This is a genomic window from Pseudomonas sp. XS1P51 (genome assembly GCF_054897845.1).
On sequence record NZ_CM142707.1, the window covers coordinates 255,030 to 278,589 of the forward strand.

A 23,560-nucleotide genomic window follows, 5' to 3' on the forward strand; every position below is an offset into this window, starting at 1 on the left:
TCGTGCGGTCCTTGGATGTTTAGGCGGTCGTGCGTACGGGGGCAGCTTGGTCGTTCAGGCCGCTGAGTTGTTCGAGCAGATGGCGTGCGTCGTCGAGTAATGCGCTGGGCGCTGCCTGACGCAATTGCGCAGGCACTGATGGCTCGGCGTGCTCGCGCTGCGGCGCAGGTGTCGAGTGGGTGCGGGGCTCGCCGGCCGGTCGCTGGTCGCTGCGCACTTGCAGTGCCGTCCTGCTTTCTTTGCCCTCGGTGTCGCGGCCAATCACGGTCAGGTTCAGGCTGCCTTGGCGCGTCAGATGGCTGCGGTCGATCTGCAACTGGCCGGTGCGTGGGTTGAAACGCACCCAGTTGGGCAGTGGCAAGCCGTTACCCAGGCTGATACGGGTAACGTTGCTGCCGTCGGGCAACTGTGCGGGTACTTTCAGGGTCACGGTCTGGCTGCCGTCGACGGCGGGTTCTACCTGGCTGACCTGCGTGTTGCCAACGCGCACAAAGTCGCTCCCGGCCTCGCGTGCAGGGCTGTCGGTGTACACGTCATCGGTTTGTACCAACTGCTCGGTCAGCGATGTCGTGGGGTTGAGCACGTCTTGAACGGGCAGCAAGCGTGTGGTGTAGCGGCTGCTGTTGTCGTTTTCGATGGTCGGGATCGGCGTCTGTATGGCGTCAAGGCTGGCGAACACAGGGCTGTCAAAGGTTCGCTCGGCGAAGGCGGGCAGGTGGGGCGGCGAGGCTCGCAAGCTGTTGCGCTGGTCGATCAACACCGTGGGTCGGGCGCTGGCCGACAGCACATCGAGGGTCAGGACGCGCGAGGTAGAAGCGCCAGCGCTGTCGGTGACGGTCACGGTGAAACTGAAGCTGCCCACCGTGCTGACCTTGCCGCTGAAGGTGTGGCTCAGTGGGTCAAAACTCAGGCCCTCGGGCAAGCCTTGCACGGCCCAGCTCAGGGCGTCGCCGTTGATGTCGCTAAACAGGTTACTGGCCAACGTTGTGCTGTACGCCACGTCTTTTGTGGCACTGGCCAGTGCTGCGTCAGCGGTGCCCGGCTCAGGCGCGCTGTTGATCACGCTGACGGTGGTGTCGATGTTGAGCATGGTGGTGTCGACGCCGCCGTTGGCATTCCCGCCATTGTCCCGTACGGCGTTGAGTGTCACGGTGCGCGCGCCGACGCTGACAACAGGGCTGTCGTTTACGTAGCTCATGGTGTTGATCAGGCTTTGTGCGTTTTGCACGCTCAGGCCCGAGCTGCTGGTGATCGACACCGTTGCGCGACCGTCGACGACCGTGACTGTGATGTGCAAGCCGCTGGCGGTGGTAAGCGTGTCGCCATTGGTCAGTGCCACGCGTGAGCCGTCGATCTCCAGTGCTTCGGCGCTGTCGGTAATACCGGACACGCTGAGGGTCAGCGCGGCAATGGCCTGCTGGTTTTCCAGGGTCGACACCTGAGCGTCGCTGAACAGCGGCACCGAGCTTCCCCCTGCGACATAGTCGGTGCGGCTGCCGACGGCGGTCAGTGTCGGGGCGTCGTTGACTGCGGCGACGTTGACCACCGCAGAGATAGTGGGCGATGAGGTCTGGCTACCACCGCTGTCCTGCAGTGAGGCCAGGGTTATGGTGCGTGTCCCCGCGGTGACATCACGACCGGTATCGGCGTAGGTCAGGCCGTTGACCAGTTGGTTGGCATCGGCGATGGCAATCCCTGCGCTGCGGGTGATCACCAGCGTGGCGACACCGTTGCTCAGGCTTACGCTGTACGCATAGCCGCTGCTGGTGATGCCGCTGCCGTTGACCAGTGCGATGGGGGTGCCATCGACAGTGAGGGTTTCGGCATTGCCGTCGCTCACACCGGCCACGGTCAGGGTCAAGGCGGTGATGTTTTGTCCGGCCTCGACGGTGGAGATATCGGTGCCATTGAACAGCCCCACCGCATCGCCGCCTTCGACATAGGTGGGTAAAGCGGGGTTGGACGTCAGGATGGGCGCATCGTTGATCGCGATCACTGTCACGGTCGCTGTTTGGGCCAGTGCGCTGGTGTCGTTACCGCCATTGGCCGTGCCGCCGTTGTCCTGCACGCTGGTCAAGGTGATGGCGCGGGCACCCTCGGTAGGGGACTGGCTGCTGTTGGCGTATGCCAGGCTGTTGATCAGGGCGGTGGCGTTGCTGGCGGCGATCCCGCTGTCGCTGTTGATGGTGACGGTGGCCACACTGCCGTCTACCGTCACGGTGTAGTGGTAACCGCTGGCGGTGGTGCCGCTGCCGGCCACCAGACTGATGGCCGTGCCGTCGATGTTCAGGGTTTCGCTGGCACCATCGCCAAGGCCTGACACGGTCAGGGTCAGGGCGCTGATTGCCTGGCCGCTTTCAACGGTGGAAAGAGTCGTGTCACTGAACAGACGCGTTGCACCATCGCCTTCGGTGTAGGTCGCGTTTGCCGCCGTGGTGGTCAAGGTGGGTGTGTCATTGATGGCCGTAACGCCCAGCACCAGGGTCGTGCTTGTCCTCACGTCATAGCCATCGGTGACGGCCAGGGTCAGGCGTACCGTCGCTGCGGGGTCGTCACTGGTGTTGGCGTAGCTGATCTGCTTGAGTACCGCGTTGGCGGTGGCGCTGGTGACGTCGCTGGTGAACGTCAGCGTCAGCGCTCCGGCACTGCTGCTGAAGCTGGCGATGGCACTGCTATTGAGGTAGATCACCCCATCGACCAGGGTCAGGCCGTTGCCTTCGGCCAGGCTGTAGGTGTCGTCGTTGCTGGCGCCGCCTTCGCGTACCAGCGTGATGACCGCGCTGTTGTAGTTGCCGACGCCACCGGCCATGGCGTCGTAGTCGGCGTCGCTGAGTGTGAGCATGTCGGCCAGTTGCGCGCTGTGCTGCTCGGTGTAGCTGATTGCGAGTTCATCGGCCAGTGAGTCGGTCAGGCTGACCAACCCGCCGCTGCCGACGACGATGACCGTACCGTTGGCTGCGCTTACCACGGCGTTGGCGCCGGCCAGGGCGGCGTCGCTGTTGCTGTCGATGCTATCGAGCAGGGTCAGGGTCGCGCCGTCGATCTTGTAGCGGCTGACACTGCCGTCGGCCGAAGTCAGATACAACGTGCCGTTGTCGCTGGACAGCGCGATATCGGTCACATTGGCCAGGTTGTCCAGGGCGCCGAGGTAACTCAGGGTGCCTGCGCTGGCGTCGAAACTGAACACCGCCACACCTGTGCTGCTGGCGACGTAGATGACGCTGCCATCGGTGCTTACGGCGACATCCACCGGGCTGGACATATCGACGGTGGCTTCGTCGACGGTCTGGCCGTCGCGCAGGTAGCCGACAGCGCTCAACTGGCCGTCGCTGCCGATGTGATACACGATCAGGGTGTTGGCGACGGTGGTGGCGACCGGGTCGGTGATCACGTAGACGTAATCGCCCACCGTTTCCACGTCCACCGCTGAAAACAGGTAGGGCGCCGCGCTGGTTGTCGCGGCGATGCTCTGGCTCAAGGTGTATTGCTGGGTGCTGCTGTCAAGCGTATAGACCAGCAGCCCGGAATAGTTGCCGTCCACGACATACAGAGCGCTGCCGCTGCTGGAGACAGCCAGGTCGACCACGTTTTGGGTGCTCAGGATCTGGCTCGGAGTGAGGCTGCCATCGCTGCTGTCACGGGTTAGCACGGCGATGCTGTTGCCATCGTTGCCCACCACGTAGGCCTTGCTGCCGTCGCTGCTAAGGACCAGTTGCGAGGCGCTATTGACGCCGCTGTCCAGCGTACCCAGCAGCAGTAACTCGCCGCTGCTGGTGTTACGGCTGAACACTGCGACGGTGCCGCTGCTGCTGATCGCATAGACGTAGCTGCCGTCGCTGCTCAGGGCGCTGGCCGCGATGTCATCAAGGCCGCTGATGTGGGTCAGGCTTTCGCTCACGGCCAAGTGGTTGTAGTCGGAGTCGGCGCTGAGAACCGGCGCCGAGTTGCTGACCACGGTCAGTGTTGCGCTGGTGCTCAACGTGGTGCTGTCGCTACCGCCATCGGCAGTGCCACCGGTGTCTTGCACGCTTACGCTAATGCTGCGTACACCAGCGGTTTGAGTGTTGCTCAGGTTGGCGTAGGTGGCCTGCTCGATGAGCGTCGCGGCGCTGTCGGCAGCCATGCCGCTGGTGCTGGTAATGACCACGGTGGCGGTGTCGCCGCTCACGGTCACCTGGTAGCTGTAGTGGCTGGTGCTGCCGGAGCCGGCAACCAGGGAAACGCTCGTGCCATCTACGGTCAGGGTTTCGTTGTTTCTGTCGATGACGCCGGTGACCGTGAACGTGACGGTGCTGATGGCCTGACCACTTTCCACGGTGCTGAGAACGACATCGCTGAACAGTGGGACGCTACTGCCTGATGTGCTGTAGGCCACGGTTTGGGCGCTGGCTTGCAAGGTGGGTGCGTCGTTGACGGCCACCACATCAATGGTGGCGACGATGGCCAGGGTGGTGCTGTCGGTGCCAGCATTGGCGGTGCCGCCGTCATCCTGTACGGATGTCAGGGTGACGCTGCGGCTACCTGCGGTGGGGTCTTCGCTGCTGTTGCTGTAGGTCAGGCCGGCGATCAGCGCGGTGGCGTTGTTGACGGTCATGCCGCTGCTGCTGGCGATCACCAGCATGGCAGTGCCGCCCTCGACGGTCACCGTGTAGCTGTAACCGTGGCTCGTGGTGCCGGTGCCGGCCACCAGGCTGATGGTGGTGCCGTCCACGGTCAGGGTTTCGCTGCTGCCATCGGCCACACCGGCCACACTCAGGGTCTGGCTGGCCACGGCCTGGCCGGTTTCGCCGGTGGTCAGGGTGACATCGCGAAACAGTGTCGCACCAGCCGCATTCTCGACGTAGCTTGCGGTGTTACCGGTCGCGCTGAGCGTGGGCGCGGTGTTGCCCAGTATCACGTTGATCGTGCTGGCGACGGAAAGGACGGTGGTGTCGACGCCGCCATTGCCGGTGCCACCGCTGTCTTTGATTGCGGTCAGGGTTATGGTGCGGGTGCCGACGGTGGCGCTGCTGGTGTCGGCATAGCCGATGCTGTCGACCAGCGCGGTGGTCGCCGCAGACGGCAAACCGGTGCTGGTGATGGTCACCGTGGCGGTGGTGCCGCTGACGACGACTTTTGCGGTGAAGCTGTAGGTCGTGGTGGTTGTGCCGTCGGTGACGTCAAGGGTGCCCGTGACGCTGGTGCCGTCGGTCAGTGCCGCGCTGGTGCCGTTGAGGCTCAATGTTTCGCTGGCGCCGTCGACGAGCCCGGCGACGGTGAGCGTCAGGCTGGTCACGGTCTGGTCGGCTTCAATGGTCGATACTGCCGTGTCGTCGAACACCTTGATCGCATTGCCGCCAGCGCTGTAAGTCACGGTTGCGTTGGTGCTGGTCAGCGTCGGGGCGTCGTTGAGGGTGGTTACACTTAGCAGCAGCTTGACTGACGAGGCAGTGTATTGGTCGGCCACCGACAACGTCATACTGATGCTGCTGCCCGGGTCCTTGCTGGTGTTGGTGTAGGTGAGCTGTTTGGCGACCAGGTTGGCGGTGGCGGTGCTGACGTCAGCGGTGAAGGTCACGGTCAGCAGGCCGCTGACACTGGTGAAGGTGGCGATGGCGTCTCCGTTGAGGGAGATGACGCCGTCGGCCAGGGTCAGCCCGTTGGCGGCAGTGAAGCCGTAGGTGTCACTGGTGTTGGCACCTGCGCTGCGGGCCAGGGTGATGCTGGCGCCGTTGTAGTTGCCAGTGCCGTTGTTTAGTGCGTCGTAGTCGGCGTCGGACAGGCTGATGGCGCTGGCGATATTGATGCTGCCACCTTCGCTATAGCTGACGGCAACGGTGTCTCCGGTGCTGGCCTGGCCGACTCCGGTGGAATAGGCATAACCGCCTGAATAGATGGAGCTGCCATCGGATGAGACGACCAGGCGCAGGCCACGCCCGCCGGTGTCGGTGACAGTTTTTACGTAGGTGAGTGAGCCGTCGGTATTGATGCTGTAGACACCGAACGAGTTCAACGCGGTTCCCACGTACAGGGCGCTGCCGTCAGCCGACAGTGTCACCGACCAAGGTGTGGACCCAAGCTGGGTCGAGACACTGATCGACGACACCAGCGCCATCGTGTTGCTCGTGCGGTTGTACTGCAACACGCTGATGTAGCCGTTGCTGCCGGTCGCGATGTAAATCGTGCCGTCGTCTGAAACGGTGATGTCCCGGGCGCCGCTGAAACCTGAGCCCGAGGTCAGGGTACCTGCGGCGGTGACCGTGCCTGCGGCATCGGTGTAGTTGAGCACTGTGGCGTTGCGGGTCAGCTTGCCGATGTAGGTCAGCGTGCTGTCGGCATTGGTGGTGTACAGGGTCAGTTGCGCGGTGCCGTTGCTCAAGACATAAACGGTGCCCGAGCTGTCGACGTCAATGCCGTAGGCCGTGGTGCCGTTGACCTCGGTGTAGGTGCCGGCCACGGTCAGGACACCGCTGTCGCTGACGCCGATGCTGTAGACCGAGGTGCCGGTCACGGCATAGAGCGTATTGCCGTCGTCCGACGCGACGAGTTCCTTGACCTGCGTGGTGCCAAGGGTAGTGCCCAGGTTTGTCAGTGCCAGGGTACCATTGTCGTTGATGCTGAACACCGACACGACATAGTTGTTGGCGGCGTTCTTGCCGACCACGTAAACGTGGTCACCATCAGCGGAATAGGTGACCGAGGTGGCACCGATTAGCCCATCCATTTCAGTTGCGCTGGTGGCGGCATTTTCCTCGGTCCCCTGAGCAAAGGACTGCACCAGGGTCAGCTTGCCGGTCGCCGTATCACGGCTGTAGACATAGACCGTGCTGTCGGCGGTAGGTGACAGCAAGGCGTTGGCCCCGCCGCTGCCGATCACCACCAGTGTGGTGTTGTCTTCGGACAGTGATAACGAAAAGACGTAGTAACCGACCCCGCTCAGTCCGCTATCGGCGGTATACACCAGTGCGCTGTCAGCGACACTGATGTCGGGTGCGCTGTTATCGGCTTGCGCTTGGGTGATGACATGCAACGTAACCTCGGCCGTGGCGGCGGCGCCGGAGGCGTCTGTGGCGGTCACGGTAATGGTGTAGCTGCCAAGGTTCGCCGCGGTGCCGGAGATGGTTAATGTACTGGCATTGAACGTCAGCCCATCGGGCAGGCCCTTCACTGCCCACGTCAGGGTGTCGCCGTAAACGCTGTCAGCGTCGCTGAACAGGGCACTATTCAAAGTAGTGCTGTAGGCGGTGTTTTCCGTGGCAGGCGCCAAGGTGGTCGAGGTATCGCTGTCCACCTGGGGCGTGCGGTTGACGATCTGATCCACATGCAGCGCAAGCACCAGCGAAGCACTCGCACCGGATGCGTCGGTGGCTGTCACCGTGATCGAAAAAGTGCCAACCTGGGTTGTCGAGCCAGAGATCGTGCGGGTACTCGGGTTAAAGGTCAGGCCGTCAGGCAGGCCGCTAACGCTCCAGGTCAGATGGTCACCGTCGGTATCCTTGAACAGGTCGGCAAGCAGGGTGTAGCTATAGGCGGTTTCACTGGTTGCAGTACTGAGTGAGTAGCCGGTGGAGGCATCGGTATTGACCTGCGGCAGTGTGTTGACCCGCAGCGTCAGCAGCACTGTGTTGCTACTCAACTCGGCGTCAGCGGTGGTCACGGAAAGCTGAACCAGGCTGCCAGCGGCGGCGCTCGCGTTGGTGTAGGTAAGCTGGTGCAAGACCTGGTTGGCGACAGCGGTGGTGGCGTCACCGGTGAACGTCACGGTCAGTACGCCCGCGCTGGTACTCAACGTGGCGATGGCGGTGTCGTTTTGCGAGATCACGCCGTTGCTCAGGCTCAGCGAGCCACCATCGGCGAAGCCATAGCTGCCATCGCTGACACTGGCTGTAACGGTAATGTTGGCACCCTTGTAATTGCCTTCGCCGTTGGCCAGGGCGTCGTAGTTGCTGTCGCGTAGGGTCAGGCCACCGGCAAACGCCAGCGCAACGCCCGGATTCATGTCTTGAAGGGTGGTGTAGCGGCTGATGCCACCCCCGGCGACCAATAGCGACTTGCCGTCGGCGGACAGCGCGATGTCGCTGCCGTTGGTGCTGCTGGCAACGGCGCCTTGCAGTGTCAGGCCGCCACTGCTCGAAACCGAATAGACGTCGATACCGCCGCTGGATGTCGAGGCATACAGGACGCTGCCGTCGCTGCTCAATGCCAGGCTGGTGACACCGTTCAGGGTGGTGGTGCTGACCAGTCCCAGCGACGTACCGCTGAGATGGTATGTACTGATAGTGCCTTTGGCCGGGTCGCCCACGTAAATGTATTGACCGTCCGACGATGTTTGGATGGCGTAGTCCACGGCACTATAGCCAGAAGAACCGTTGGAGAGGGTGGCGACAGTGCTCAAGGTGCCGTCGCTGTTGCGCGAGTAAACCGTGAGTGTGTGGCTGCCTGTGGTCGAAAGCGTATATACGTAGTTGCCGGAGGTGGCGACGATGGCATTACGGCTGTTGCTTTCGGCGAGAGAGCTCAATGCAGTGAGGGCCCCCGAGGAGCTGTCGCGGCTGAGAATTACCACGCCGTTGTACTGCGTGCCCACATAAACGTAGGCGCCGTCCTGCGAGATCGCCAGGCCACCGGTGGCATTGCCATTATTGGTGGCGATTGATGCGCTATAGCTGACCGTGCCATCACTGGCGACGCTAAATTGGACGACGGTGCCGCTGCCGGAAATGGTATAGATCGACTTGCCATCGGCGCTGATCACCATGTGCGTCGCGCTGCCCATGTCAGTGATGCCGGTGAGCGTCTGCGTCTGTGTCAGGCGCCCGGACGCGTCGAGCGAGAACACCGAGATGCTGTTGGTACCAGCGACATAGGCGTATGTGCCGTCGCTGGAATACACCACTTCACTGGCGCTGCTGCCCAGATCATCGACGCTATAGGACTCAGCGGTGTGCAGGGTATCGTCGCTCGACAGGGTCGGCGCCACGTTGATATCGCTGGTCACGGCGATGCTCGAATAGATGGCGCTCAGGTCGGCACTTTCACCGCCGCTGTCGCTGAGGCTGCCCAGGGTCACAGTGACGTTGTGAGTTTCGACGGTGTTGTCCAGTGTGCTGTACTGGATGCTGTCGATCAGGGTCGCGACATCGGCGCTGCTGTAGGCGTCCGATGAGGCGATGGTCAGGGTGATGGTGGTGGTCGTGCCGCTGACTGCGACGGTATAGAAATAGCCGTTGTCGGTGGTTTCACCGCTGTCAGCCTTCAGCGTGATAGTGGTGCCATCGATCACCATCGCCTGATTGCTGCCGGTGGTGTTGACGCTGACCGTCAGGCTGGAAAGTTCCTGGTTGCTGGAGTCGGTGGCCACACTGACGCCACTGAACAGGTCCACGCTCTGCTTGCTGTCGGTGGCCTGGATGCTGATGGTCGCTTCCGCCCCCTTGGCCGTCACCCCGGGTTTGGTATCGGTTTGGGCCACCACGGCCTCTGCCGTGGCGGTCGCCGCAGCGTCAAGCAAAATGCGCGGCTCAAGGGCCAGCGCCCGAGGGTAGCGGGGTGGAAGTCGGCGAGTAGTCATGGTGGCCCTTGCGCAGAAAATGAAAAAAGGAAAGTGTGTAAGCCTGTTGCTATTCGATCAGTCGGACGAAATTGCTCTGTTGTCGCAGTTCTTCGATGATGCTTTCCAGTCGTGCCTGGATGGCGCCCTCCGAGGCGACGAAATCGGCGCCATTGAGGTAGGTCAGGTCGGCGCTCTGCTCTGCGCAGGCTGCAAGACCGGCACCGGCAACTCGACGAAACGTCGAACCGCTTGCACTGGAGTCCGAGTCGCCGGTTGATTCGTCACTGCCGGTGACGATCAGGTAGAACTTGAGGTTATGCGCGCGAAAGCTGTTGCACAGGCTGGTGAAACGTTGGGTGATGAGCGCTTGGTTAATGCTACCGGTCGTGGCGCTGGCCGAGCCTGGGGTGGACGCGCTGCCGTCTATGCTTTCACCGACATAGGCGTTGTACGCGTCGCTGTCGAACCAGTTCATGTCGGTGGAATTGACCAGAAACACGATGGCCTTGATGCGCTCGTTAGTGCCGTCGTCGAACTCTTTGGGCAGATCGTCCTCCAGGGCCCAGCCTGAGCTGCCACGAAATTCCGGTGCCAGGGCCATGGCGCTCCAGCCCATGGCGATCGCGAAGTTGACGTTAAAGCTGGCCGTCATTTTGTCCAGGCGGGCGCTGATGTCCTGCTGGTTGTTGGTCAGCGGCAACAGTTGCGCATGAGGGCAACCGCGGTCGGCCACTAAGTAGCGGGTGTCGTTGGCACCGTTGGCCTCGCCAAAGGCCGGGTTGGGGCCGATCCAGGAAATCGGTTCTGCGCCTGGGCTACCGTTTGCCGCCAGGTCGGCGCGGTAGTAGACCTTGAAACGCCCGCCAGGCGCTTCGTCCCAGAAGTAGTTCTCGCCACGGTCCAGACCACGGTACATGCACAGTAGATTGGCGATACGGTCAGGCATGCGGCGGTCGGCGAGGCTGCCGTAGCCGCTCTGGAACAGCGAAGTCAGCTCGACCGGATTGAGCGCGCCGCTGGCGGCCCAGCTGCGAATGCGGCCGGTCTGGTTGGGATCGTAAACATTCACCGATTGGCTATAGGGCACCAGCGAGAGCCACGTGTTGCTGCTGTCGCCGATCAGGTCCTGGGCAAACGTCTTGCCCAAACGCCGCAGCGCCGCAAGATTTGCACTGTTCTCGGCGGTAGTATTGGGCAGCGCCAGCGCCACCTCGGTCGACACCTGGCGCACCTCGCTGGTGGAGCTGATGGTCACATCGCGGTTGCCGGTGTTGAGCACCAAAGGCACGTTGGTCAGTGTGGCACTGACCTTGAATGTGTTGTTCCCTGCGCTGCTGGTGCCGCTAGTCACGGTAATGGTGCCCAGGTTTGCCAGCACCGCACTGTTGAGCCCCAGGTTGGCGCGTACGTATTGCTGCGCCATGGTCTGCTGGTCGCCGCTGCCGTCTTCGTCCGGCGAGTAGCTGCGACCCAGCGCTAACGCGGCAGCATCGGTGGCGCGCTTGAGCTGGCTGGTGTCGCTGTTGAGCGCCACGCTGTCAACGGCGAACCCACCGGCCAGGAGCATGCCGCCCATGACCAGCAACATCATTGGGTAGACGCTGCCACGTTGACGACGCAGTGTGCGAAGCGGGGCTGTGGTGTTGAACGGGTTCATGACGCCTGACTCGACATTCAAAGGATGACCGGCATTTTCGGGTGGTGGCGAGAATAAGAATTCTTCTCGATAAACCACAAGAACGGCTTCATTAAAATGACTTAAGGATTGATCTCAATCGCCACTGCGAACACGCGCGCCGCGCAAGCCAAGACGCACCGCTCGCCGGGTTCAGGGGCATGGCCTGCTCTATTGCGGTTATCAGTGCAGGCGATACGGCTAGCCGAGTCTCTGGATCACTCGGTGCTGTCGGTGGGGGCGATACCGGCCAGGGCGGATAGAGAATCGTCCAGTTCGATGTCGGCGCTGCGCAGGCGGCTGATGGCGTCGGCTTGCAGTACCTTGCCGCCGAGACTCAGGGTGCTCATGCCCATTTCATCACTGCTTTGGCAGGCACGTACGACCAGCAACGCGACACTGTCGTCGGCCTCATCGTCGCTTTCCGGCAGGGTCCCGTCGTACATTCCGCCTCCCATCGGGTCGTCGCATAAACCTGTGGTCTGGCCCAAGGGCAGTTTCCAGGCGACTTTGCCGGTGCGCATTACCTTGCCGACATACAGTTGGTAGTTGTCTCCACGCTCGGCCACCAGCGCAGTGACCAAGGCATCCACCCCCTCGGCCGTCAACCGGGTCTGGTTGGACAGGGTACTGGCCAGCATGCTGGTGCTGCGCTCAAGGTCTGCTCGGCCTCGGGCCAGCAGGTAGAGGTCGACTGTCAGCAGCCCGCAGACGATGACCACCGAGAGCATCAGCGCGGTTTCCAGCGTAGCGCTACCACGCTGACGACGCTTCATGATCCACTCCCGGGTTCATACAGATTGCCGACCAGCTGGCGGTAGGTGTAGGTGAATCGGTCTGACAGGTGCAGTAGCGTCGGCAGTGCGGTCATCCAGTTTTGGGTCAACTGGACTTGCACCGACAGGATCGGGCTGTCGGTGTCGTCATCCCCTTCAAGTTTCCGGGTACCGCCGCCGAAGGCCTCCAGGCTGCTGTAGCTGGTGACTTCGACTTGCAGATCAGCGCTGTCCAGATAGCCGTAGGCCGCGTCGATCATGCGCTGCTCAACGTGCTCGGCAACGCCGCTCTCGTTGTCCAGGCGCAAGTTGCTTTGCTGGCGCAAGCCTTGCAGTGCCGAGTCCAGCGCCAGATTGCCGATTACCACCACCAAGGCCAGGCGTGCCAGTTCAAAGAACATCATCAAGCCAATCAGGATCACCGGCAGCAGGAACGCGGTTTCCGTGGTGGTGATCCCGCGCTGGCTACGTCGCGCGGCGCTGCGTCTCATTGCAGCGTATCCAGTGCCAGGGCCTGGCGGCTGGCTGCCAGCAGTTCATGGGGGACGGGCTGGCCGCCGAGAATACGTTGAGCATTGCGTGTGAGCTCGGCCAGCAACGGCTCGCTACGAACCCGCGGCATGTAGCGCTGCAGGGCTTCGCGGGCTTTGTCCTCATCGCGCAACAACAAGTGCGCCAGGGCAAGGTTCAGCACCAGGGTCGGCCGACCGCGCAGATCGGCGCCGTCCAGCAGGTCGATGGCGGCCTGGGGTTGACCCTGATCGATCTTGCCCAATGCCAGGTTGTTCAAGGCCGGGGCATTGCCTGGGTCCAGTCGCAGCACTTTGTGCAGCAGTTCTTCGGCTTGTTGGTCATGCCCCTCGGCACTGCTGACGATGGCCAGTCCATTGAGTGCTTCAGTGCTGTCCTGGCGCGCTTGCAGTGCGCATTCAAAGCTTTCCTTGGCCCCGGCAAACTGGCTGGTAGCCAACTGACCACGGCCAATGCCCATGCACAAGTTAAAGCGCTGCTGGTCATTCAGGCGTTCACCGGCCAGGCGCTGGCGTGCGCTTACGAACAGCGGCAAGGCATCTTGGGCGGGCAGCACGGCGGCGCTGACCTGGGCATATTCAAGGGACTCGCCGGGGTCGAGTTGGCCACGTTGATCGGCCCGGGCGTAAACCCCATAGGCCGCTGCCATGCGCCCGTTGTCGCGCAACAGGCGAGCCAGGTGCAAGGCCTCGCCGGCATCGGCTTTGGTCGACAGTGGGCGGGAGTTGTCAGGTCGGTGGGTACCGCAACCGACGAGCGTGGCAATGCACAGGGCAAGTACCAAGGGGGACAGCAGACGCGAGGATCGGGACATGGAGGGCTCCGTGGGACAACTCAGTGGGTGGTCAGCATGCGCACCAGGCGAATCATCGCTGGGGCGCCCATCATGGCGATGATGGGCGGCAGAACCAGCAGCATCAGCGGCAGGCTCATTTGCGCCGGTAATTTGCCGGCCTGTTCTTCGAGGTTAAGGATCAGGGTCTTGCGGCTTTCCTCGGAAATGGTACGCAGCGCCTGGGACAGAGGTGTGCCATAGCGCTCGGCCTGGAGCAGGGTGGCGACCATGGTCTCCACTTCGCTCACGCCACAGCGCTCGGCAAGGTTGAGCAGCGCCTTGCCACGATCACTGAGGATCTGCAGTTCGGCGAAGGTGTAGCGCAACTCATCGGCCAGCTCTGGCGCAGACAGGGCCATCTCCTTGGACACCACCTGCAGCACCCTGCCGATGGGCAGCCCGGCTTCGGCGCAAATGACCATCAGGTCCAGGCCATCCGGGAGGCTGCGTGACAAGCGCCCGCCACGTCGGGCGGCGCGCCACTTCAGCCAGCCTTCCGGGATCAGGGTGCCGACAAACAATCCCACCAGCCCCCCCGCCAGGCCCAACAGGCTGCTGCGTTGGTGGGCATCGAGTACGCCGAACAGCACCAGTGTGACCAACAGCAGGCCCAGGCCATATTTGGCGATCATCAACAAGCCCAGGCTGTGTGGGCTGCGAAAACCGGCCATGACCAGCAGGCGACGCAGTTGCTGGCGATCGCCATCGGTGCCGGCCAAGTGTTCGCCAAGGCGTGCCACCGGGGGCACCAGACGTTGCAGCGCGGGCGGCAAGGATGTGTTCTGGCTGCGCAGGATATCGGTCTGTTGTTCGATACGTTGCTTTACCGTCTGGCTGCCCAGGCGGGTGACCAGCGGATTGCGTAGACCGCGCAGGTACATCCCGAGCAGCAGCACGGAACACAACAGCAGGCCGATGGCGATGATCAAGCGAGCTTCATGCATGAGGGGCTCCGAGGCGGGAAGGACGATGGTTCATCGAATTCTCCTGACCATTGTCTGGATGATGGTCAGGCCCAGGGTGACGCTGCCCAGTACATAGATCAGCACCTTGTTGCCCGTCGGGTCATTGAGCAGGAAGCGGAAGTCCGCCGGGGAGTTGAAGTACATGTACACCATCATGCAAGGCACCAACGCGGCGACGATCTTGGCCGAGGCCCTGGCTTCGGAGGTCTTGGCCATGATCTTCAGTTGCAGCTCCTGGCGTTCGCGCAGGGTGCTGGCCAGACGCTCCAGTGTTTCGCCCAGGCGCCCACCGGATTCCTGGTTGATGATCAGGATCACCGCAAAGAAACGGTATTCGGGCATGGGCACGCGCAGCGCCGAATCCTGCATCACCCGCCGCAGGGGCACACCCAGGCGCAACCAGTGGTCGATGATCAGAAACTCGGTGGCCAGTGGTCCGTTGAGGTGCTCGGCCACCAGGCTGAACGCGTTGCTGACCGGCACGCCAGCACGGCAGGTGCGATTCAGTGCGTCGATGGCCTGGGGCAAGCTTTGTTGCAAGGCTTTGTGGTGGCGGGCCAACGCCTGGCGCAGCAACAGCAGAAACAACCCTACGCTGGCGGCCAGGGCAATCAGCGGTCCCCATAGCAATGGCAACGGTGTATCACGGCCCATCAGCACACCTAACAGCAAGCCCGCCATGCCCATCAGGATCAGGCGGGTGCGCAGGTTACGGCGCCAGCCCAGCAGGTTGATGTTCAGCCATAGCCGCGCCAGGTTGTCTCCCAACACGGGCACCCCGGCCAGCGGTGTGGCCTGGATTTCGCGCAGCATGTCGTCGATGGCATCACCAGTGCCGGGCAGTAGCGTGGGGTTCTGCTTGAGCGCTGCCAGACGGATGGCGCTGGCCTCGGCGCGCTGACGGCGTTTGCTCAGGCCCAGCAGGCCGTAAAAAGCGCATAGGGTGCAGACGAAGATCAACAGGGTGATCAGATCCAGTACGGCGCCCATGCTCAGGCCCCGCCGAACAGATGCGCATGGGCGCTGTAGAACTGTGGTCGTTGACCGCTGGCGACGAAATCGCCGATCAGCTTGCCATTGGCATCCACCGAGCGCAGTTGAAAGCCGAACAGCTCCTGGGTCTGGATGACGTCGTTTTCCATGCCACACACTTCGGTGATAGAGACAATGCGGCGCATCCCGTCGCGCTGACGTTCGACTTGGACAATCAGGTGTACGGCGCTGGCGATCTGCCGCCGAATGGCCTCAAGCGGCAGTTGCATGCCGGCCATCATTACCATGTTTTCCAGACGCAGAATGGTGTCACGCGGGGTGTTGGCGTGCACGGTACACAGGGAACCGTCATGGCCGGTGTTCATCGCCTGGAGCATGTCGAAGCTCTCGCCGCCACGCACTTCCCCCAGGATGATGCGGTCGGGGCGCATCCGCAGGGCGTTACGCACCAGATCACGCTGATCGACCTTGCCAGTGCCCTCGGCACTCACCGGGCGGGTTTCCAGACGCACCACGTGGATTTGTTGCATCTGCAGTTCGGCGGCGTCTTCGATGGTGACGATGCGGTCGGTGTCGTCAATTTTCTGCGACAGGGCATTGAGCAGCGTCGTCTTGCCTGCACCGGTACCGCCGGAAACGATGATATTGAGCTTGGCCACCATCGCTCGTTCCAGCACTTCAACCATTTCATAGGACATAGCCTGGCGGGCGGCCAAGGCTTCCAGGGTCAGGTTGCGACGCATGAACTTACGGATCGAGATGGTGGTGCCATCGAGTGCCAGCGGGTAGGTGATGATGTTCACTCGGCTACCGTCGGCCAGCCGCGCATCCACCATCGGGTGCGCTTCATCAATGCGCCGCCCCACGCCCGCCGCGATCCGCTGGGCCGTGTTGAACACATGCTCTTCGTCGAGGAAGGTGATGGGCGTGAGTTCCAGCTTGCCGAACCGCTCGACGAACACCAGCTTGGCGCCGTTGACCAGGATGTCGTTGACCGATTCGTCAGCCAGCAGGGGCTGGATCGGACCGATGCCGAGCATCTCGTCGAGCACCTCGGTGGCGATCTGCTCTTCCTCGTTACGCGACAGTTGCAGGCGCTTCTCGTCACAGATCCGGCGGATCTGGGTTTCGATCTGGGCCAGCAGCTTGTCGCGGCTCATGGCGGCGGCTTTGAGCGGGTCGATCTGGTCGTACAGGAAACTGCGCAGCAGGCGGCGATTGACCATGCCCGGTGTCTCGCTCTTGGCGGCTTGCTGTGTGCGGCTGCTAGCGACTTTCTGCACCTCATCATCGACGGGCGTCGGTGCCTGGCTTGAGGGCTGTGCGGGCTTGGCTTTGCGAATCAGCATTTTCAGGTCCTCAGACTGCGCGGTGGCCGATAGCCTGTTTCAGGCGATCGATCAGGCCAGCGGGCGGCTGGCGTTCAGGGCGCCGACCGCAGGCCAGGTCAGCGAGGTCAAGCAATGCCTGGCGCATCGGCGGCAGGCGCTGCAACGACAGTGGCCCCGCCAGCAGGCTTTCGTTCAAGGCCGTGCCGACATAGGGCAGGCTCAGGTCCAGGCGTCGGCCAACGAACGCTTCGAATTGCTCCCGGGCGAGAGCCGGCTGCGCCGCGTGTACCGGGTTGTGTACCAGCAGTAATTGCTGGCCGTCACTTTCGTCACCGATCTTCGCCAGCAGGCGTTGGGTGTTGCGCGCACCCTGGACGGTGAGGTCGGTGAGCAGAATGCGTGTCTCGCTATGGCGCAGTACCTCCATCGCTTCGTGGGGATGAGCGGCAGGCAGGTCCCAGATCACCTGATTGAAAAGCCGACACAAACTGGCGCCCAGGCCCAGCAAGTGTTCGGAGTCCACGGCCTTGAGGGTTTGGGGCGCGCTTTCCTGCCCCAGCAGGTGCAGGCGCGGGTTGACGGTGATCATGGCCCGCTGCAGCAGGCGGGCGTCTATTTCCTGGCTTTCCAGGGCGCTGGCCAGCCCCGCATCGCCCTGGGCGCCCAGCAGCAAACCCTGATCGCCTTTGTGTCGGTCATAGTCGACCACGGCCACGGGGACATGCCGAACCTCGGACAGCAGTTGGGCCAGCGCCGCCACCACGGTGCTGCTGCCAGCCCCGCCCGCACAGCCGGTGACGGCAATGCTGCGGCCAGTACGCGCGAAGTCGTCGTGCTGGTCATTGCGGCTACGTTCCAGGGTGGCGGCCAACAGGTCCAGGCGCACGGGCTTGAGCAAGTAGTCGAGCACGCCGCCGTGCAGCAGGGCACGGTAAAGGTCGATGTCCGAGTGACTGCCCAACGCGACGATGTGGCAGCCCGGCTCGCATAACGTGGCGAGTTCCTTGAGGGTTTGCAGGGGGGCCATCTCACCGTCCAGATCGACAATCACCACGGCTGCAATCTGTTGCGCGCACCACTTCAAGGCGGCTGGGCAACCACCGGTTTGCACATGGCTGCCGGTTGCTCCCAGGCGCTGGAGCAGGGTGGTGAACTCAGCGGCCTGGGCGGCAGTGGCAGCGAAGACGGCAGTGTTGACGGGCGCCACGGCGGCTTCCACGTTCGGGCGTTGTTGAGGGCTGTTCACGATGCGGGCTCCTTAATTATTGCTGAAGTCAATGTCGATCAGTTCCGGCAAATCGTTCTCGTGATAGCGCTGTACAGCTCCGTTGGCCTGGATGCCGTCGCCCGCGTCGAGGGTCTGTGGGGTGATCAGGTCGCGTGGGTCGCTGACCATGGCGGCGATGTTGGCTTCATTGGCGCAGCCAAGGCCTCCGAGCGAGGCATAGGGCGCAATGGTCCAACGGTCCGGGGCGCTGATGACGCATTTAGGCACCCGGACCACCAGTGCTTCGGACACCACCATCACGTCGTCCTGGCCTTTCTGCAGGCGCAGGGCTTCTAGGTTCAGTTGCCGGTTGGGCAAACCACGCTCGCGCAATACCTGGGCCAGGCGTGTGGCGATTCGTTCACCAGCCGGGGTATGCGGGACCAATGTCACGCTCTGGTTGGCCAGGCGACCTTGTTGCATCAGCAAATGGTTGAGCTTGTCCAGCGACTCGGCAGTGAAGCTCTGGCCGTTGGGTGTGGCCACCAGCGTCAGACTCAGTGCCTGAGGCTGCACTTCAATGGCCTGCAAAGGCGGATTGGCGAAGCGGTTTTCACGGATCTGGTTGAGTTCATGGGTGCAGCCTGCCAGCAGCAACGGCAGGCCGAGCAGCAACAACGCAACGGATGGGCGAGGGGGCATGGGTGAACTCTCCGATCTCAATAGAGGTAGCCGGCGCTGGCGCGGGCTGGAAGCTGGGCGTCAATCATCGGCAAGCCACGGCCGGGCACCTGTAGCTGGCTTTCGCTGACCGGGTCGACCACGTAGGCGGTGGCCAGGATCACCAGTTCGGTGTCTTCCTGGCTGCTGGTTTCGGATTCGAACAACCGGCCCAGCAAGGGGATACGGCTGAGCCCCGGCACGCCACTGACCTTCTGGTTGGCATTGCTGCGCAGCATGCCCGCCAGGGCGAAGCTCTGGCCGCTGGCCAGTTCCACCGTGGTGTCGGCACGGCGAACCTTGAGCGCTGGGATCACCGCGCCTTCGAGAGTCACCGAGCCGTCATCGGTCAGGTCGCTGACCTCCGGGGCGATGCGCAGGCTGATACGGTTGGGTGACAGCAGGGTCGGGGTAATGCGCAGGATCACGCCGTACGACTTGTAGTCGATATTGACGTTGTTGTTGGTAATCACCACCACCGGCACCTCGCCACCTGCGGCAAAGCCTGCAGTCTCACCGGACATGGCCGTGAGGTTGGGCTCGGCCAGCAACGTGGCCAGGCCTTCTTCGCTCATGGCATTGATGACCCCGGTGAGGTTGCCGTCGCTGTAGGTCAAGCTGTTGCTGGCGGTGGATGTAACGCCGGTGACCAGGCTGAACTTGCCGCTGTTCATCACCGCATCCCAGTTCAGGCCAAGCTCGTGGCTCAGGCTGCGTGCGACTTCCACCACGCGCACGCGGATGTTGACCTGCGCCGACAGTTCCACCTGCAACTGGTTAATGATGCGCGGCGGGGTATCGGGACCCTGTCTCGCGGCGGTGTTGGCGCCGACGTTCGTGGCGGTGTCGGGGGCACCCAGGGCGGCAGTGACGCTGGCGATCACCTGCCGTGCTTCGATGGGCGTACGAACTTTGCCGCGAACGATCAGGCCGTTGCCCGCAGCGCTGGCGAACTCGATTTGCGACCCCGGGATTTCATCATTGAGCTGACGGCGCAGGGCATCCAGGTCGTAGCCTGCGGTCAGGCGAATGGCGGCGATGACATTGTCATTGGCGTCCATGGCATACAGGCTGGTGGCACCGGCGCGTTCGGCGAAGATGAACACGCTGTCTGGCGAGGGCACTTGAAAGCTGGCTATTTCAGGGTCGGCGACCATGATCTTGGCGGCCGCGCCAGGTAGCTTCAGCAGCCGACCTTGCTTGACGAACAACGACAGGTCCTGGGTGGTATTGACTTCACTGAGCGGGCCAGCGGACAGCGGCGCACCTTCGACCAGCGCCGTAATGGGCAGAGTGACCAGCAGGGCCAGGGCAACAGGCAGGCTGCGGCTGACCTGCCGCGCCTTAGGACGTTTCACGATGAGCGTCATGGGGTGGTTCCGTATGTGGGTGCTGCCGACGCACCAGGCGCCGGGCGGTTAAGGCTGTTAATGCTGGGCGGGGTCGATGATTTCCACTTTGGTGCCGCGAAACGCCATCACTTTCGGCACCACGGCGGGGACGCTGCTGGTGGCAAATACATCGGTGGTGCCGCTGAGGGTGGTGACGCCGCTCGGCTGGTCATACGATTGGTCGTTTTCCCCATGACGCAGGGGCCGCAAGGCGAGTTGCAGACTGCCGATTTCCTTGGCTACCGCCAGTTTCTCCGCCTGACCGGGGTCCACTTCAAGGGTGACGGTCTCGAAGTTGGCCACGACTTTGGCAGGTTTGGCCTGGGTACCGTCCTTCTTGGCTGCTGCCTCGTCGTCGTCACGCAGCGGCTGGTCCACGCCTGTCACGTTGTTCAGCGCCAATACGCGCACATCACGCAGAATGGTCTGGGCAGCCAGGAATGGGGCCGCGTCCTTGTTTTGGTCGCCGGTCTTCTCGCGGTCACGTTGCAGTCCGAGGATCACATCCACCCGATCACCCGGCGACACCAGACCGAAGTTGCTCTCTACGCGGCTGGTGGGAATGGACACAGCACGCATGTCCGGGCTGAGTACTGCCGCCAGGAACCCCGGTTCGCCACGGCGTACTACTTTGTCGATGCGAATGGCTTCGCCGGCTTTTATTGTTTCGCGCACCGTGGCGCCGAACAGCGCTTCCAGGTTGTCCTGACCGCGGACAAAGTAGCGGCTGCGGCTGGGCTTGTCCTTCACCGGTTGCCAGGTGAGCTGCGAACTGTCGATGAAGTCCCCAGGTTCCAGCACCTTACTGGCGACCAATACCTCGCCGGCCGCTTGCACCGTGACGACAGGAGGGGGGGCGGTAACCTTGGGCGGGGCCAGCAGGCTGCGCACCAGAAGCGCTGCGCCGGCTGCCAGGAACACGGCGGTGACGAGCAGCAGCAGAGAGTTCTTTTTCATCGATTGTGGTGGCTCATGAATGAATGGGAATGAACAGCGTGCCCAAGGCACCGACGGCAATGGCGGCAGCGTAAGGGATCCCCGGCAGCGGTATATCGCCCAGGCACTGCGGCAGTGGCGGTGTGCGGGGCAGGTGACGTACCAGGCTCCACCAGGTCAGTGCCAGCATCCGTTCAAACAGGCTTAGCAGTGGCAACAGCAAGGCCAACAGCCCGCCGACCAAGGAGGTGAGGATGATGAACGTTGCTTGATTCGAAGCACCTAGCCAAAGGCACAGCACGGTCATCAGCTTTACATCTCCGGCACCGACGCGACCGAGCCGAAACAAACCGAAACCCACCACCAGAACTGCCAATGCGCCAGGCAGTGCCCAGGCCGCTTCCACCAGCACATCGCTGGCAGAGACACTGCCTGGCAGCGCCAGAAGCAATGCCCCCAGCCACAGCATCAGAAGCGTCAACACCAGGCGGTTGTGAATCTTGCGGTAGAGCAGATCGCTGACCGTCGCCCATAACAAGGCGGGGGGCAGGATCAGGCTGGTCAGGGTGGGTATCGAGGGGATCATTTGCTGTTGTTGTTGGTGGTACTGATTTGATCGGCAATGTCGGTGAAGCGGCTTTTGAGGGCGGTGATGAAGGCGCCGTCGCTGCCGAAGATCAGGCCGATGGCCGCCGCCATCGAAGCGGCTAGGATGCCGTATTCGATTGCAGTCACACCGCTTTCATCCATGAGAAAGGCTTTCAGAGATTGGCGCATGGAGAGGTCCTCGGGTTCGTCCGGCCGCACGGGCCGGTGGTAATGGGTAGGTGGGAAAGCCGAGGGAGAATAAGAGTTGTTCTCGTTTGTGTGCAATGTCGCGATCATTAAGAGTCGTTAAGGAAGCAGCGTTTTCAGACCCGCTCCACCAGCAGGCCAATCCGTAGCCCAGGGGCGTTGTCATGCATCAGCAACTCGCCACCGTGCAGGTCGGCAATGGCCTTGACCAGGGTCAGCCCCAGGCCATTGCCCTGTACCCCTTCCGAGGTGTCCAAACGCAGGAATCGTTCGGTGGCGCGCTCGTACAGGGCCTGAGGAATGCCAGGGCCCTGATCGCAGACGCCGATTTCCAGCCCTAGGCGACAGGGCCTGGCAAACAGCAGAACCGGCGCGCCGGCGGGCGAATATTTAAGGGCGTTGTCGGTAAGGTTGGCCAATGCCTGGAACAGCAATGCGCGATCACCCAGCAGGGTGAGTTCGGCCTCCATGCTGACGTCCAGCACCGAGTTCAGTTGTTCAGCCAACGGCAAGTAGTATTCACGCAGGTCCATTAACAGTGCTCTGGCGTCGAGCACCTCGAAGGTGTGTGCGCAGCGTCCGCTTTCCACCTCGCCGATGCGCATCACCGTTCGAAACAGAGTGTGCAGGTGCTCGCTCTCGGTCACGGCACCCTGCAATTCCTCGCGCATGCTGCCCTCGGCTTTTTCCGAGGCGCTGACCAGGCGGTTCTGCAAGCGCGTTAAGGGCGTGCGCAACTCGTGGGCGATGTGGCTAGTCACGCTGCGTACTTCGTTCATTAGCCGGTTGATGCGCGTAAGGCTGGCATTGATCTCCACGCCCAAACGGTCGATTTCGTCGCCGTGGGGGTCCTGGGGCGGCGTGGCGCGGTGGTCGCCGCAAGCAAAGCGCTGAAGGGCATCGCGTATCAAGTCGATGCGTTGCAGGCTGTGCAAGCTATAGCGCAGGCTGACGCACAGGCTGCCGAGCAGAATGAAGAACAGCGCCGCACCGCCCAGCAAGGGGATCACCTGAATGCGTTCGAGCATCGGTTGCAGGTCGTACGCGGCGAAGTAGCGCTCACCGTCCTGAAGCTTGACGACCAACCCGAGCAGTTCCTTGTGTCGGCCTTCATCGGTCTTAAGCGCGTAGCGGCGCCAGTCGCCATTGCAACTCGGCGGGTTGCAGGCCAGCAAGGGCACAAGCTCCTGGCTGCCATACAACGGTCGGTCCTTGGTATCGACCACCAGCCAATAGCGTTCATCGCGAGGCGCGTAAGTGTCTTCTTGACGCAACAGGTCGACCACCTGTTCGTGGTCGTGGGCCGACAGGCGCATGTTAAGCGCCCGAGCATCGGCCAGCAGCATATCGCTAACGTGGTTGCGTATCACGTTGTCCAGCAAGCATACGCTGCCGAACACCGATAACAGCGAAACCAACAGGCAGATGAACGCACTGGTCGCGGCCTGTTGCAGGTTGCTCGACTCCAGCATTTGTTGCATCCGGGGCCAGTGGATGGCGGTCGATGCCGGGCTCTTTTGGGATAGCCAAGTGAGCATTGATCGCTTCTGGATAGTCTTATTGGCCGACTGAGGCACTATGAACATTACCGATCACATCCGTCAGTTTGGCAGTAGAAATTGAATGCTCCACTGCTCCCAACTTGGGCTTCATGGTCCTGCTGTGTGTTGAGTTGCAACGCGTCCAGGCGAGAATCGAAGGTGCTCCAGTGGGCACCGCGGCTATCGTCCTGGCCTCTGCGGATGGCAGCCTTGAAGTGTGTGGCCTGGGACGGTTCGGTATCCTTGATGGAAGGGCAGGCAGTGATCATGGCTATGTGTGCTCAAAAAAACAGGGACGCCGGCACCATAGGGCGCGGCGCAGGCGGCCAACA

15 protein-coding genes are annotated in these 23,560 nt (G+C 62.5%); all 15 read right to left on the bottom strand.

Annotation, left to right across the window (positions count from 1 at the left end):
- Window positions 1-19: 19 nt before the first annotated feature.
- Entirely contained in the window at window positions 20-9,550 is a 9,531-nt protein-coding gene (locus ACYZUD_RS01315) for a putative Ig domain-containing protein (RefSeq protein WP_462022241.1), read from the bottom strand.
- 49 nt (window positions 9,551-9,599) lie between these two features.
- Window positions 9,600-11,189: a hypothetical protein gene (locus tag ACYZUD_RS01320; protein WP_462022242.1), complete on the bottom strand. Its 1,590-nt coding sequence runs from the start codon at window positions 11,187-11,189 to the stop codon at window positions 9,600-9,602.
- A 236-nt stretch (window positions 11,190-11,425) separates the two neighbouring features.
- Window positions 11,426-11,983, bottom strand: a complete 558-nt coding sequence (locus ACYZUD_RS01325; RefSeq protein ID WP_462022243.1) for a TadE/TadG family type IV pilus assembly protein — start codon at window positions 11,981-11,983, stop codon at window positions 11,426-11,428.
- Complete coding sequence (locus ACYZUD_RS01330) at window positions 11,980-12,474, bottom strand: hypothetical protein (RefSeq protein ID WP_462022244.1); 495 nt, start codon at window positions 12,472-12,474, stop codon at window positions 11,980-11,982. Before ACYZUD_RS01330 ends, ACYZUD_RS01325 begins: the two co-directional genes overlap by 4 nt.
- On the bottom strand, window positions 12,471-13,328 hold the full coding sequence (locus ACYZUD_RS01335) for a tetratricopeptide repeat protein (RefSeq protein WP_462022245.1): 858 nt from the start codon (window positions 13,326-13,328) through the stop codon (window positions 12,471-12,473). Before ACYZUD_RS01335 ends, ACYZUD_RS01330 begins: the two co-directional genes overlap by 4 nt.
- Window positions 13,329-13,348: 20 nt before the next feature.
- Window positions 13,349-14,293 (bottom strand): type II secretion system F family protein, encoded by a 945-nt coding sequence (locus ACYZUD_RS01340; protein WP_462022246.1) that lies wholly within the window; start codon window positions 14,291-14,293, stop codon window positions 13,349-13,351.
- 30 nt (window positions 14,294-14,323) lie between these two features.
- Window positions 14,324-15,304 (bottom strand): type II secretion system F family protein, encoded by a 981-nt coding sequence (locus ACYZUD_RS01345; RefSeq protein WP_462022247.1) that lies wholly within the window; start codon window positions 15,302-15,304, stop codon window positions 14,324-14,326.
- A gap of 2 nt (window positions 15,305-15,306) precedes the next feature.
- A complete protein-coding gene (locus ACYZUD_RS01350) occupies window positions 15,307-16,656 on the bottom strand; it encodes a CpaF family protein (protein WP_462022248.1) in 1,350 nt (449 codons plus the stop codon).
- Between the two features lie 10 nt (window positions 16,657-16,666).
- Window positions 16,667-17,884, bottom strand: a complete 1,218-nt coding sequence (locus tag ACYZUD_RS01355; RefSeq protein ID WP_462022249.1) for a hypothetical protein — start codon at window positions 17,882-17,884, stop codon at window positions 16,667-16,669.
- 12 nt (window positions 17,885-17,896) lie between these two features.
- A complete protein-coding gene (locus ACYZUD_RS01360) occupies window positions 17,897-18,547 on the bottom strand; it encodes a CpaD family pilus assembly lipoprotein (protein WP_462022250.1) in 651 nt (216 codons plus the stop codon).
- Between the two features lie 17 nt (window positions 18,548-18,564).
- Window positions 18,565-19,935 (bottom strand): type II and III secretion system protein family protein, encoded by a 1,371-nt coding sequence (locus tag ACYZUD_RS01365; RefSeq protein WP_462022251.1) that lies wholly within the window; start codon window positions 19,933-19,935, stop codon window positions 18,565-18,567.
- Window positions 19,936-19,992: 57 nt separating this feature from the next.
- On the bottom strand, window positions 19,993-20,913 hold the full coding sequence (gene cpaB / locus ACYZUD_RS01370; RefSeq protein ID WP_462022252.1) for a Flp pilus assembly protein CpaB: 921 nt from the start codon (window positions 20,911-20,913) through the stop codon (window positions 19,993-19,995).
- A gap of 13 nt (window positions 20,914-20,926) precedes the next feature.
- Complete coding sequence (locus ACYZUD_RS01375) at window positions 20,927-21,478, bottom strand: A24 family peptidase (protein ID WP_462022253.1); 552 nt, start codon at window positions 21,476-21,478, stop codon at window positions 20,927-20,929.
- Window positions 21,475-21,669 carry a Flp family type IVb pilin gene (locus ACYZUD_RS01380; RefSeq protein ID WP_462022254.1) on the bottom strand — a complete coding sequence of 65 codons (195 nt, stop codon included), beginning with the start codon at window positions 21,667-21,669 and terminating at the stop codon, window positions 21,475-21,477. Before ACYZUD_RS01380 ends, ACYZUD_RS01375 begins: the two co-directional genes overlap by 4 nt.
- Window positions 21,670-21,803: 134 nt before the next feature.
- On the bottom strand, window positions 21,804-23,159 hold the full coding sequence (locus ACYZUD_RS01385; RefSeq protein ID WP_462022255.1) for a sensor histidine kinase: 1,356 nt from the start codon (window positions 23,157-23,159) through the stop codon (window positions 21,804-21,806).
- Window positions 23,160-23,560: the final 401 nt, after the last annotated feature.

Excerpts from the sequence above, each read along its gene's own strand:
- ACYZUD_RS01315 (WP_462022241.1), bottom strand. The coding sequence starts at position 9,550 with ATGACTACTCGCCGACTTCCACCCCGCTACCCTCGGGCGCTGGCCCTT.
- ACYZUD_RS01320 (WP_462022242.1), bottom strand. The coding sequence starts at position 11,189 with ATGAACCCGTTCAACACCACAGCCCCGCTTCGCACACTGCGTCGTCAA.
- ACYZUD_RS01325 (WP_462022243.1), bottom strand. The coding sequence starts at position 11,983 with ATGAAGCGTCGTCAGCGTGGTAGCGCTACGCTGGAAACCGCGCTGATG.
- ACYZUD_RS01330 (WP_462022244.1), bottom strand. The coding sequence starts at position 12,474 with ATGAGACGCAGCGCCGCGCGACGTAGCCAGCGCGGGATCACCACCACG.
- ACYZUD_RS01335 (WP_462022245.1), bottom strand. The coding sequence starts at position 13,328 with ATGTCCCGATCCTCGCGTCTGCTGTCCCCCTTGGTACTTGCCCTGTGC.
- ACYZUD_RS01340 (WP_462022246.1), bottom strand. The coding sequence starts at position 14,293 with ATGCATGAAGCTCGCTTGATCATCGCCATCGGCCTGCTGTTGTGTTCC.
- ACYZUD_RS01345 (WP_462022247.1), bottom strand. The coding sequence starts at position 15,304 with ATGGGCGCCGTACTGGATCTGATCACCCTGTTGATCTTCGTCTGCACC.
- ACYZUD_RS01350 (WP_462022248.1), bottom strand. The coding sequence starts at position 16,656 with ATGCTGATTCGCAAAGCCAAGCCCGCACAGCCCTCAAGCCAGGCACCG.
- ACYZUD_RS01360 (WP_462022250.1), bottom strand. The coding sequence starts at position 18,547 with ATGCCCCCTCGCCCATCCGTTGCGTTGTTGCTGCTCGGCCTGCCGTTG.
- ACYZUD_RS01365 (WP_462022251.1), bottom strand. The coding sequence starts at position 19,935 with ATGACGCTCATCGTGAAACGTCCTAAGGCGCGGCAGGTCAGCCGCAGC.
- cpaB (WP_462022252.1), bottom strand. The coding sequence starts at position 20,913 with ATGAAAAAGAACTCTCTGCTGCTGCTCGTCACCGCCGTGTTCCTGGCA.
- ACYZUD_RS01375 (WP_462022253.1), bottom strand. The coding sequence starts at position 21,478 with ATGATCCCCTCGATACCCACCCTGACCAGCCTGATCCTGCCCCCCGCC.
- ACYZUD_RS01380 (WP_462022254.1), bottom strand. The coding sequence starts at position 21,669 with ATGCGCCAATCTCTGAAAGCCTTTCTCATGGATGAAAGCGGTGTGACT.
- ACYZUD_RS01385 (WP_462022255.1), bottom strand. The coding sequence starts at position 23,159 with ATGCTGGAGTCGAGCAACCTGCAACAGGCCGCGACCAGTGCGTTCATC.